The sequence below is a fragment of the Nostoc sp. genome (genome assembly GCF_036917635.1).
GTDB lineage: Bacteria > Cyanobacteriota > Cyanobacteriia > Cyanobacteriales > Nostocaceae > Nostoc.
Window position 1 is genome coordinate 74,068 of record NZ_JBALCW010000070.1, and the last position, 12,256, is coordinate 86,323.

Consider the following 12,256-nt stretch of genomic DNA (forward strand, 5'->3'; position numbering starts at 1 on the left):
TTAGGTAGGCATAATTAAATATAAGATCAAACCTCACCCTCAATCCCTCTCCAAAGCATCGGAGAGGGAAGCCGGAGACAGGGTGAGGTTTTATATTTAATTTGACCCACTTACTTATATGTTTTTATCTTTAATCTAAATACCCGTTACAAAAATTAGTTACGAATTACGAATTACCTGGCTAAACTCATTGACTGCATCATACTGATCCGCCATCCGCGAATACTGGGCTAGCAATTCTATATCTAAGTCTGGGAAAAAAGAACTTTTGGACGCTTTTTCATATTCCTCATCTCGCAAACAATATACCGAAAGTAGCCCATCTTCCCAAAACCAGACTTCTGGAACTTTCAGACGCTTGTATATCTCCAACTTATTAATTCCGCCACTGGTGACAGTAATTTCAATAATCAAATCTGGAATCGGTTTTTTAGCCCCAAAGTTATAAGACTCATCTGGTTCTCGTCGCGTACCATCTTTGCGTTTGCCGAGTGTAGCACTTCCTCTAACGTAGAAACGAATTTTCTTTTCTCTTAGGTATGCTTCTAATAAAAGACTTGTAATACTTTTAGCATCTTCATGGTCATCGGAAAGTGGGGACATAATTTCTAAAATTCCATCTAAATAAGTTAGTCTGGCACCTGTACCTTCTAGGTCTACATCTAGCTTTTCTAGTTGATCCCAACTGACGTTATACAGCAAAACATAGGAAGTCTTTGGAGTGACAGGTTTGGCGATGACTGGGGAATTCATGGGGCGATCGCTCCTGGAGAGGTCTATAAGTATTACGGTATAGTAATTCTAGGCAAAATAAAGCGATCGCCGCTAGAGGTTTTATGTCCCTGACGCTTGAAGACTTGGAACAAATGCAGCAACAGCATCCCGACTATCGCATGGAACTAGTCAAGGGTAATATTATTGTTATGAGTCCATCAGGATACGAATCAGATGAAGTAGCAGCTGAAATGGTAGCCCAGTTACGTAACTGGGTTAGACCGCGCAAACTGGGACGAACAGCAGCTTCTAGCGCCGGTTTTAGATTGCCAAATTCAAATTTACGCGCACCGGATGCCTCATTTGTTTTAGCCGAACGCTTGCGTCGCAGTCCGAAGTCTTTTGCTCAATTGGCTCCCGATTTGACTGTAGAAGTGAAGTCCCCTAGCGATAATTTAGAGGATTTGAGAGCCAAAATTCAAGAATTTCTGAGTTTGGGAACTAAAGTAGGAATTTTGCTCAATCCAGATGAGCGGATTGTTGAAGTCTACAACTTTGGACAAGAGGCAATAATACTTCGTGATGGCGATATTTTAACAGTTCCTGAACTGCTTCCAGGATGGGAAGTACCAATTGCAGATTTGTGGCCTCCAGAGTTTGACTAGGATAGTGGTAAAAGATCCTACAAAAGTAGATGGAAGTCCCTAGTATCGCAAGGCGGAATTCAAAATTAAAAAATAAAACTATCAAGATTTGGCAACTGCGATAGCGATTTAGTCCCCGATCAACTAAGGGACGGTAGAATATACCTAATTTTCGTAGCTTCAAAAGCCAAAATATGACGATGCATTCCACACTCCAACGTGCATTTACTAACCACCGCGTCCTGAAAGTGATTAGCGGCTTGAATAACTTCGACGCCGCTAGCGTCGCTGCTACTGTTAAAGCTGCTGAATTTGGCGGTGCTACTTTTGTCGATATTGCCGCCGATGCAGTCTTGGTGGAGCTAGCTAAAAGTTTGACAAATCTACCAATTTGTGTATCGGCAGTAGAACCAGAGAAATTTGTACAAGCTGTAGCAGCTGGTGCTGATTTAATTGAAATCGGGAATTTTGATTCCTTCTATGCTCAAGGACGCCGCTTTGAGGCTCCCGAAGTGCTAGCACTGACTAAGCAAACCCGCGCTCTCTTCCCGGAAATTACCCTATCTGTTACCGTTCCCCACATTTTGGAACTAGATCAACAGGTACAGTTAGCAGAAGAACTGGTGAAAGCTGGAGCAGATATTATCCAAACCGAAGGCGGTACTAGCAGTAACCCAGTTCACCCTGGAACACTAGGATTAATTGAAAAAGCTGCTCCCACCTTGGCAGCAGCTTTTGAGATTTCCCGTGTAGTATCAGTACCAGTATTGTGTGCTTCAGGCATTTCTAACGTTACCGCACCATTAGCGATCGCAGCTGGTGCTGCTGGTGTTGGTGTTGGTTCCGCCATCAACCAACTCAATAGCGAAATAGCAATGATTGCTGCTGTGCGTGGCTTAGTAGAAGCTTTAGCGACTGCAAATGCAGTAATGAAATGAGTTAGGATTTAAGAGTTAGGAGTTAGGAGTTAGGAGTTAAGAGTTATGAGTTGAAGGAACTTATTCATTCCAAACTCCAAAATTGAAACTCCTAACTCATAACTTCTTTCAAAGCATAAATCACCTGATCTTGCTGTTGTTGTGTCAGTTCTGGGTACATAGGCAAAGATATAACTTCATGGCAAGCTTGCTCTGCTATTGGTAAGTCCCCAATTTGATAGCCCAGACTTTGATAAACTGGCTGTAAATGTAAAGGGTGGGGGTAGTAAATCATTGAACTCACGCCCTGTTCTTGCAATTGACTACGCACCCAATCTCGATATTTGGCGCTAGAACCATTTCGGCCTTCGCCGGAGATGCGAATAGTGTATTGATTCCATACCCCAATACCCTCAGGTAATTCTTGGGGTGGGATGATTCCCGCAACTTGAGACAGATACTGGTAGTAATAGTTGGCGATATTTCGGCGGCGATCATTCCAAATATCTAAATAACGTAGCTTAATCTGCAAAATAGCTGCTTGGAGAGCATCCAAACGGCTATTTACACCGATTTCTTCATGTAAATATCTAATTCTACTGCCATGATCTCGTAGTATTCGCAGTTTAGTGGCGATCGCAGGGTCATTAGTCGTTATTGCCCCGCCATCGCCGCAACCACCAAGATTTTTGGTAGGGTAGAAACTAAAGCAACCAATATGCCCAATGCTTCCTACTTTTTGATTAGCCCACATTGCCCCTGTAGACTGAGCGCAATCTTCAATTATTGACAAATTGTGAGACTGAGCGATCGCCATCAATGATGTCATATCCACGGGTTGTCCAAATAGGTGAACCGGGATAATCGCTTTAGTTCTGGGTGTAATCGCCGCCGCGACTTGCTCCACATCCAAATTAAACGTAGTAGCGTCAATATCAACGAAAACAGGCTTTGCACCCACGGCGCTAATTACTTCAGACGTAGCAATAAAGGTGAAAGGCGTTGTAATCACTTCATCGCCTGCACCAATTTCCAAGACTCGTAACGCTAAGTAGAGTGCATCAGTGCCAGAATTACAAGCCACGCATTCAGTAACAGTATTATAAGCGGCAAACTGTTGCTCAAAGCCTTCGACTAAGGGGCCGCCGATATAGCGGCCAGAAGCGAGAACCTCTAAGACGGCTGCACTTACTTCTGCTTCGATGGTGGTGTATTGCTGCTTGATATCAAAGGCAGGGATAGGATTTACACTTTGGATCATGAGTTCTTATTTTATTGGGAGATACAAAGGATGCACTTAGAGAGTCAATTTTTGCTAATTGAATTGTTAATCAAAAAGCAGCTACTAAAAGACTATCGCCCAAGATACGCATCTATTAGGGTTTTTACTTAAATTGTCGCGCCAGAAACTACCGCACATTTAATTTACAGATAGTAAGCATACTAGATGTTTGCCATGTTAAGGTTGTACCATTTTTGAATTTTGAATTGATAAAGGTGATATATATCAACCAAGATCCAACACATCGGCTCAAAGTTCCTCTTATGTGGGCTGCTTTGAGAAGAAAATACCAGGAGATAGAGAACCTATGCAGGAGTTGATCAAGCTGGATTTCGTGGATTTAGCTATTGCTGTGGGATTGATGGCGATCGCCATTGGTTTATCTGCCTGGGAAAAATTAGGACTAGAGTTAAATTTAGCCCTTGCTACTGGGAGAACCATCTTACAACTACTTGTATTGGGATACATTTTAGATTTCATTTGGGCTTTGGACAATGCTTGGGCAGTTTTGGCGATATTAACAATAATGCTGACAATTACGGCGATTGTCGCACGAAATCGCATCAGCCAAAAAATTCCTTATGTATTGCCTTTGGTGTGGGGTGCAATTTTAATTAGTACCGCCCTGACAGTGCTTTACACCAACTTTTTGATTATTCAACCAGAAAGATGGTACGAACCACAGTATGTAATTCCTCTAGTAGGGATAGTCTTAGGTAATGCTACCAATGCAGCTGCTTTGGCAGGCGATCGTCTTGTCAGCACCATAAATTCCAGCCATCTCGAAATAGAAACCCATTTGAGCTTAGGCGCAACGCCCCAGCAAGCAGTTAGCCAGTATCGCAAAGATGCCATTAGAGCCGGATTCATTCCGACTCTCAATCAAATGATCCTCATCGGTATGGTAGCAATACCAGGAATTACCACCGGACAGCTATTAGCTGGTGTGAAACCAATGGATGCTGTATCTTACGAAATTTTGATTATGTTCATGGTGGCTTTTGCTAACTTGTTGACAACAGTTTTAGTCACGAAGGGCTTGTGTCGTCAGTTTTTTAACTCTGCCGCCCAGTTAGTCAGGTGAAGCGGTTAATCTACAATCCAAGAGTATTTCATCAATCTCTTGTAGGGCGCACAGATGTACATTGGTGTCAACTTAAGCTAAAACCCTTTTAAAACCTGCTTTCCAGCCAGAGTTTGGAAACGAAGCTTATTGGGCTGCTGCCGCGAGTAAACTTGGATCTAGGCAAAAGTCCTAGAAAAAATACTTAAATTTGCATCTCACATCTTATTAATAAAAACCGTATTTTTATGTAAGATAATTTTCCTAAATTATCTTATAACTTTAATTAAGCCACAAATCACAGTTACGTTTAAAAACAAATCAGCATTTTTAGATGCTATGATAACTTCCATGCTAACCGCTATTTCTTTGTTTTTTATTATTTGCGGATGGATAATCCTTTCCATAATAAATGCTTTATATAATTTCTGTGTATCTTTCTTTATATCTACAATACATTTTTCTCAAAGAGTATTTGGAACAATACCATACATTTTTGAAATTATTAAACCTGTTTTACTGATAACCTTTTTTTCTTTACTTTTGTTAACTATTGGATGCTCTATAGCATTAAAGTTAATTTGGTCATCGAAAATTGATTTAATTAAAAAGAGTAACTATATTCTAAACTCAGAAAAAAATAATATAATCCCAATTGATATTAAATATCAAGGAAAAAATGGATGGTTAGTTTATACAATATCTCCCCTATTAGGAGATAATTATGAGCTTATTTGGAAAGAAGTTAAATACAGTTTAAATGAAATTAATCTTCCAAACAAAAGTTTAAAAAATGATAGTACATTAGAAAAATGGGAAGAAATAGGTAAACTAGTAAAGAATAAAATGAAGATAGATTGTATATTAAAAGAATATAAACAAAAGATTGATGAAATTGAACAAGCTGGGAAAATAGCTGTTTCATCTAGTATATATGTTAAATATATTGAACAATATGAAAAGGCAAAAATTTTGCTACAAACCGAAATTGAGAAAGGACAAGCTTTAGTCAAACAGATTCACAATAATATTCGTGAAATTCTAATTAGTAATGAGCTATCTTTAACTGAAAATTATTTAAACTCTGTAGTATATGACTTATTAGATAGAGAAACATTATTTGATGAACATCATAAAGATATTAAGGAAAAATATGAATATATTTTAAATGAAGCTGAGGCATATTTGCAAATCCGAGAGGAATTTTTTACTCAGAATTTTTAACTGCTGTATAGTCTTGAAATAATGATGCTAGCTTAATAATGGGAGTACTGAAAATATTTTAGGCATATTTATTATAGCTTTTCCTAACATCATAGCCCCCTCCTCGCTTGCGGGGAGGGGGTTGGGGGTGGGGTTCTTGTACCTACTCAACTGAGAACCGCTATACCTGTGTTTAGACAATGACAGAGTTTTCACAACAAGGTAAATTAAAATGGCATTTAGTAATTACAAAAGTATTAGCGTAGTAATTAAAAAATTTCAAATCAAATATGTACAGTCGAATTTTATACTAGAAGTAGGTTTTCCAGTAAAACAGGCTTTCAAAGAAGAATTAGATTTACTATTTACAGATGGAGTTATTGATAATTCTGAAGATGCTATTTGTGAAAATCTCATCTATCCAGTATTGAAATAAGTATGGAAAAATTACCGAAGTAATTTAACACTTTGGAGTCATGAAACATTAGTTTACGATGAAGATTTATCAGGCGTTCCAGATTATACGGTAACACAGCGAAACCCTCTGGGTACGATTGTTTTTAATAAACCTTATTTTTTGACGGTTGAAGCTAAACAAGACAAATTTGAAGAAGGCTGGGGTCAGTGTTTAGCTGAAATGATTGCAGTGCAGCGAATTAATGATGATTTTGCTAGCGATATTTTTGGGATTGTTTCTAACGGGAAAATATGGCAATTCGGAAAGTTGATTGCTGATGTATTTACTCGGAATAGAAATTTATATGTAATTCAAGATTTAGATAAATTATTTGCAGCAGTTAATTATATTTTTCAACAATGTGAATTAAAAATAGAGAAACAATAACATTGTGTCATTCTCCAATAAAATTAAAGTGATTATTTGTTTTATTTTCCCCTTTATAAACCTTCAATTTATCGCTTATTGCGGAGGGACATCATGCAGTAATCTGTGATTTATCGTTCTATTCAAGAAGAGGCAGAAGCAAGAAAGCAACGATAAATTGCTGTTAATCTTTTGCACCAAGCAATAACAATCAACATTATTGCTTCTGCAACAAGCTTGTCGATTCAGGAGGTGCAACAACTACAACAGCAGATTACCAAATCTCCATAGACTTAAATAGAAATCGGGAATCTATATCTATATATTCCTAACTCCTAACTCCAACTCCTAACTCCTAACTTTTTTACCCACCCAAAGTCCGCGTATAAATTACCTGACCTTTGGAATCATAGAGAAAAAGGGACAAGCTGGCATTGTCACTAATTACAGCTAAGGCTTCCCGTAATATTTGCAAGTGATTGGTAATGTCAACAGCAGTATCCGAGTTCTGAGAATAAGGAGTAGCCAAGTTATTTTGCCTGATTTGGTCATACTCAGGGGTTAGCCGGACAATAATTCCTGCATTGTCCATGCTAAAGGTGCAAATCCGAATTCCATTAATACAGGTTTTATCTAAGTCAGTGCGGGTTTGTTGCAAACTACTAACCACTTGTAGTTTTTCTTGTGCTTGTTTGAGGGCTGTTGAATAAGGTTCGATGAGAGACTGAGCCTGATTGTAGTATGAGCTATCTTGGGAAATCTTTTTAGCAGTTTGCAAAGCCTGATCCCAGTATGTCGCTGCTGCAAGCCATTGGTTTTGTTGCTCATATACTTTGGCTTGCTTGGCAGTGCTAAGGGCTTGTTGGTAGGCTTTAACAGCTAATCGTTCTTTACTAGCGCGATCGCTTGCCGCTACTAACTTAGGTTTATAATCTACCAACAGCTTTTTGGCTTCTTGGTATCCGGGGCTAGTTAGGGGAATGCTATTCAAGGCATTAATGGCCACGAGCCAAGTAGACTGCACCTTTTGCCAGTCATTCAAAGATTTAGCAGTAGCTTCCCGATTCTCGGCTGCACTAGCTATAGCTTTTGCTGCCGTTAGTTTTTTTAGCCATTTTTCCTCCGTAACTATCTGCTGATTTACAGCGTGCAAACGGACACGATAATTAAATAATTTTCCTTGCACCAGCCCATAGAGTTCACTATTGGAACTTATATTTTCTAGTGGCGCTATAGCCTGTCGCCATAAGTGTTGCCTAGCTTGTAATTCCTCTAGGCTAGATGCAGGAGTTTGAACTTTTTGTGTCGCAAAAGATGCCGTCTGCAAAGCCTTAACCACCTGGCTGATTTTTTCTGACCGTCCAGACAAACTTGCTTTTAGTTCTTCTGACACCTGGTAACGAGGCGACCAACTAGGAATTGCATTCAAGCCTGCACTGGTTGCCGCAAGTTGTTGTTGTAGAGCTACTAATTCTTTTTCAGACTTGGCGCGGCGCATGAGTTGCGAAGATTTTGTTTTTAATTGCTCGGCATTTTGTATTTCTTTACACTCAGACATCACACAAGGGCGAGTCAATAAGTAAGCACCCCCGCCTAAGACTACAACTCCCACCAAAGCTGCACCCAGTAAGATGGATTTGATTTGAGATGCTCGCTTTGAAGCCCGCAAATTCGGCGCATCTGCAAACGGGTCAAACAGTTCCTCCTCAGTCTTATCGATTGATGGAGAATAAGTAATAGCTGATGAAGAAAGGATAGAAAAGTATTGCCCCTCTGCCTCCCCTGCCTCCCCTGCTCTCCCATCTCCCCATCCCCCCGTCTGCTTCAGAGCCAAGAAACATTTCGCGTAAGGGAGTTGTTCACCAAAAACTCTGAGGAAACATTGCACTCGCTGCTCTTTGTGGGGTGCTAGAGACTGAAGTACTTCCTCAATTACTGCAAAGATTATCTGAGTATCAACTATTACATCTGATTCGTGTTGCGTTAAAATCATTAGCCCGCCTTTATTGACGGCACACTTAACCTCGAAGACTTCAGCCGTTGAGACTTCTACAAGTAATTGTTCCTGCAAAGTTTTGGCTAAAAGCTGTAAGTCTTCCTGCTGGACTGCTACTTTCATAGAGCTTTCCCGCTTAATTTCTATATTGTTTTGATTATTTTTAAGAGAATGAAATAAACTTTTTAGCTTTGTTGAATGCAAATGCACAGTTTAACCAACCACAGCCTGAAAATCTGAACGACCAACGTTATAACACACATTCGGAGTTTTCACCAAAAATTAAAAAAGCAATTATTGTTCGCGTCGCTACATTTTCACAGTGCTAGATGCAAAATTAAATAATCTGTCTTCAGATATAAATTACAAATAAAAAATGGGAATAATAGAATTTTTGAGTATTTTAACTGCATTATTTGGGGACAATAAAATACACAGGAGCTAATGCCCTGCAAGATTCTAGTTGCAGGGCAGTTGTAACAAATTTATCCAAAGGTTAAGGAAACGATGCTAAGTCAGAGGGTTTTGACAGAAATGGTAGTTATCTTCTATGCTAGGAAACTTACTGAAGAGAGAAATTAGATGTTGTGACTCTAGCACCAACAGGTTGGCTATCAAAATTAATGTGCTTCATTGGCTGAAATCGATAAAATTGATTCCTGAAAAATAAATTTTTATAGCTGCCAAAAGCTTAATTCTAAAATAAAAGTGCTGCAAAATATTAAGACAGCACTAATCAAAGGCTGGGAAAGTCTGAATATAAGGTATATCAATGGATTTATTAGAGTATCAAGTTAAAGAATGGTTTGGCAAGATAGGCATTCCTGTATTGCCTTCCCAACGAATTGATCATCCCACAGATTTGAAACGTTTAAAAATTCGCTTTCCAATTGTACTAAAATCTCAAGTACATGGAGCGGAACGGGCAAAAGCAGGTGGTGTAAGGTTTGCGGAGACTACAATTGATGCGATAGCAGCTGCTCAAAATATCTTTAGTTTACCAATATGGGGCGAATTGCCAGAAGTTGTGCTGGCAGAATCCCAATACGACGCCAACCAGGAATTTTATCTGGCGGTGGTTTTAGATACTGCTGTTTGCCGACCAGTACTTTTAGGTTGCAAAGAAGCAGACATCGATTGGGAATCGGCTGGGGAAAAAATGCACTATGTTGTTGTAGAACAAGAATTCTCGCCATTTTATGCCCGACGACTGGCTTTGAAAATGGGTTTGCAAGGGACGCTGATGCAGTCGGTAAGCTGCGTTGTCCAGAAGATGTACCAGTTATTTGTGCAAAAAGACCTAGATTTAGTTGAAATCAATCCCTTGGCAGTCAGTGCTACTGGTCAGGTTATGGCTCTTAATGGTAAAGTCAGGGTCAACGAACGGTCGATCAAGCGTCATCCAGACCTCGCCGAGATGGCGGCAAAAATCATCAGTCGTCATAGCAGTACTGAGATAGATGGTATATCGGGCGACTGGGATGGTGTAAAAATGCACGGCAAAATCGGTATTTTAGGTAATGGTACTGGTTCAGTGATGGCAACTTTAGATTTAGTCGCTAATGCTGGTGGTAATCCAGGTCTTTGCTTGAATCTACGTCATGCTTTTCTCACAGATACTACACCAACTACTTTTTCTGATCGCCTAGAGACAGGTCTAAAAATCCTAGAGGCTGATAGCAGCATTCAAGTAATATTAATTAACTTTCTGGGTAGCATTCCTCAAACAGAGCAAGTGGTTGAAGTTATAGCCAAAGTTGTGGAGCAAGACAACAGCGAACTTAACTCACAGGTTGTGCATTCTAATGGTAGTAAAAATCGGCCAGAGCATAATTTTTCACCCTTAGTTATCCGTCTTGCTGGTTCAGAATTTGATGCTGCGAGAAAGTATTTAGCAACACTAAAAACCCACAGCAATGCGCTCCTTGTTGTAGAAAATTTAGATGAGGCAGTGGCGGCAGCAGTTCGTCTAGCTAAACCAAAGGCTAATAAGAGGTAATGAGTGTCACATTCTTCAAATTCAAAATTCAAAAAAAATTGAATCAATACGACACTGTAAATATGTCGTTTTTATGCCTAGTACTATATACTACTGGGTTGCCAAACTTACGGTATTTTTTTTATGAACCTAACGCCAGACAGCAAAGTGTTAATTCAAGGCTTTTGTGAATTTATATCAGGGACTCATGTTGCTCAAATGAAAGCTTATGGTACGAACTTAGTAGCCGGTGTCAATCCTGGATGTGGCGGACAGGAACTGCATGGACTGCCAGTATTTGACTTAGTAGAGGAGGTAATAGAACAATTAGGGGTAATTGACACAACAATTATCTGTGTAGATCCTTACGACGTGCTAGATGCAGCATTAGAAGCGATCGCATCTAATATTCGCCAAATTATTATTATCACTGCTGGCGTGCCGCCTTTGGATATGGTGCAATTACTCCGCAAAGCCGAAGCCTGTGAAACTTTGGTAATCGGGCCAAATAGTCCGGGGATCATTGTGCCAGGGAAAATTCTTTTAGGTACTCAACCAAGCGAATTTTATACTCCTGGGGCAATAGGGATCGTTAGTCGTAGTAGTACGCTCACTTACGAAGTTGCTTACGAATTAACAAAAGCAGGTTTGGGGCAGTCGATTAGTGTCAGTATTGGTAGTGATGCGATCGTTGGTTCCTCCTTTCTGCAATGGCTGCAAATTCTCGATGAGGATGAAACTACAGAGGCGATCGTTTTAGTCGGTCAACCTGGCGGTGGTAGTGAAGAAGCAGCAGCCCGGTACATTACCGAAGCAATTGATAAACCAGTAATTGCCTACATTGCAGGTAGACTTGCACCACCAGGAAAAACTTGGCGTCAAACTGGGACTTTAGCAACAGTTATCGGACGCGATTCTAACTTTGGCACAGCCCAAAGTAAATTAGCTGCTTTAAAAGAAGCGGAAGTTCCAGTCGCTGAACGTCCTTCTCAGATTCCAGAATTATTGAGAAAGGAAATTAGCTAAAATCAAATATTTAGATCGCGTAGAGCCAGACGAATTTGCTCTAAACGCCTGCGATTAACACCAAGATCCGACTCTCCCACGCGAGCCGAGGATCGCACATGAATTACTGGCTCATTCGGAGGAAAATAAAACTCTACATCATCAATAAATTTGAAGATGCGGCTTTTAGAAAGAGCGTGGATGTAATTATCTGTCTGTTCTATAATTTCTGTGCGTGGAACAACGGTGAGAGCTTTGAGTAAGGTTTTTCGTGCTGCATTGCGATCTATATGATAGGGAATTGGGTCAATGGCATGTTTGAAATCGCCATTTTGACTAACAACACAGTTGTCTGAAGCCGGACAAGAACTAAGATGACCATTATCAACTCCCAAACCGGAAGAGGCAGCCCAAGTGGCGGAATGTGGGATTAAACTATTAATCAAAGTTAGCAATATTACAAAAACGATACTCCGCAGGAGTCGCCGCCCGAAAGCTGTTAGCAGATGAAACATTATAAATTCACTCCTTAAGGTTCAGGGCGAACGCATCTTATTTACTAATAAAAACTAAGAAAGATTTCAAAATGACATAAAAAATTGTAGAAATTAAGTGAATGATAAACAAAGTA

The 12,256-nt window shown here is 39.8% G+C and carries 10 protein-coding genes and 1 pseudogene; 7 read left to right on the forward strand and 4 right to left on the reverse strand.

What is annotated here, in order from left to right; all coding sequences use genetic code 11:
* Positions 1-159: 159 nt before the first annotated feature.
* Positions 160-753 (reverse strand): Uma2 family endonuclease, encoded by a 594-nt coding sequence (locus tag V7K32_RS17255; protein WP_334995055.1) that lies wholly within the window; start codon positions 751-753, stop codon positions 160-162.
* Positions 754-836: 83 nt separating this feature from the next.
* Between V7K32_RS17255 and V7K32_RS17260 the strand changes: the two genes are divergently transcribed.
* Both V7K32_RS17260 and V7K32_RS17265 read left to right on the forward strand, forming a co-directional pair.
* Positions 837-1,379 (forward strand): Uma2 family endonuclease, encoded by a 543-nt coding sequence (locus tag V7K32_RS17260; RefSeq protein ID WP_334995056.1) that lies wholly within the window; start codon positions 837-839, stop codon positions 1,377-1,379.
* Positions 1,380-1,552: 173 nt separating this feature from the next.
* On the forward strand, positions 1,553-2,296 hold the full coding sequence (locus tag V7K32_RS17265) for a DUF561 domain-containing protein (protein ID WP_334995057.1): 744 nt from the start codon (positions 1,553-1,555) through the stop codon (positions 2,294-2,296).
* A gap of 91 nt (positions 2,297-2,387) precedes the next feature.
* Here V7K32_RS17265 and V7K32_RS17270 read toward each other — a convergent pair whose 3' ends face one another.
* Positions 2,388-3,536 carry a DegT/DnrJ/EryC1/StrS family aminotransferase gene (locus tag V7K32_RS17270; RefSeq protein ID WP_334995058.1) on the reverse strand — a complete coding sequence of 383 codons (1,149 nt, stop codon included), beginning with the start codon at positions 3,534-3,536 and terminating at the stop codon, positions 2,388-2,390.
* A 328-nt stretch (positions 3,537-3,864) separates the two neighbouring features.
* Here V7K32_RS17270 and V7K32_RS17275 point away from each other — a divergent pair, with 328 nt between their 5' ends.
* From V7K32_RS17275 to V7K32_RS17285, 3 genes and pseudogenes are all read left to right on the forward strand, one after another.
* Positions 3,865-4,641 carry an ABC transporter permease gene (locus tag V7K32_RS17275; protein WP_334995059.1) on the forward strand — a complete coding sequence of 259 codons (777 nt, stop codon included), beginning with the start codon at positions 3,865-3,867 and terminating at the stop codon, positions 4,639-4,641.
* Positions 4,642-4,971: 330 nt separating this feature from the next.
* Positions 4,972-5,844 (forward strand): hypothetical protein, encoded by an 873-nt coding sequence (locus tag V7K32_RS17280; RefSeq protein ID WP_334995060.1) that lies wholly within the window; start codon positions 4,972-4,974, stop codon positions 5,842-5,844.
* Positions 5,845-6,055: 211 nt separating this feature from the next.
* Positions 6,056-6,667, forward strand: a pseudogene (locus V7K32_RS17285) (hypothetical protein).
* A 343-nt stretch (positions 6,668-7,010) separates the two neighbouring features.
* Here the strand turns inward: V7K32_RS17285 and V7K32_RS17290 are convergent.
* Positions 7,011-8,765 carry a hypothetical protein gene (locus V7K32_RS17290; protein WP_334995061.1) on the reverse strand — a complete coding sequence of 585 codons (1,755 nt, stop codon included), beginning with the start codon at positions 8,763-8,765 and terminating at the stop codon, positions 7,011-7,013.
* A 649-nt stretch (positions 8,766-9,414) separates the two neighbouring features.
* On the opposite strand from V7K32_RS17290, the gene V7K32_RS17295 reads away from it, so the two are divergent.
* Both V7K32_RS17295 and V7K32_RS17300 read left to right on the forward strand, forming a co-directional pair.
* Positions 9,415-10,641, forward strand: a complete 1,227-nt coding sequence (locus V7K32_RS17295; protein ID WP_334995062.1) for a succinate--CoA ligase subunit beta — start codon at positions 9,415-9,417, stop codon at positions 10,639-10,641.
* A gap of 123 nt (positions 10,642-10,764) precedes the next feature.
* Complete coding sequence (locus V7K32_RS17300; protein WP_334995063.1) at positions 10,765-11,646, forward strand: succinate--CoA ligase subunit alpha; 882 nt, start codon at positions 10,765-10,767, stop codon at positions 11,644-11,646.
* A 2-nt stretch (positions 11,647-11,648) separates the two neighbouring features.
* Here V7K32_RS17300 and V7K32_RS17305 read toward each other — a convergent pair whose 3' ends face one another.
* On the reverse strand, positions 11,649-12,140 hold the full coding sequence (locus V7K32_RS17305; RefSeq protein ID WP_334995064.1) for a DUF1499 domain-containing protein: 492 nt from the start codon (positions 12,138-12,140) through the stop codon (positions 11,649-11,651).
* Positions 12,141-12,256 lie beyond the last annotated feature (116 nt).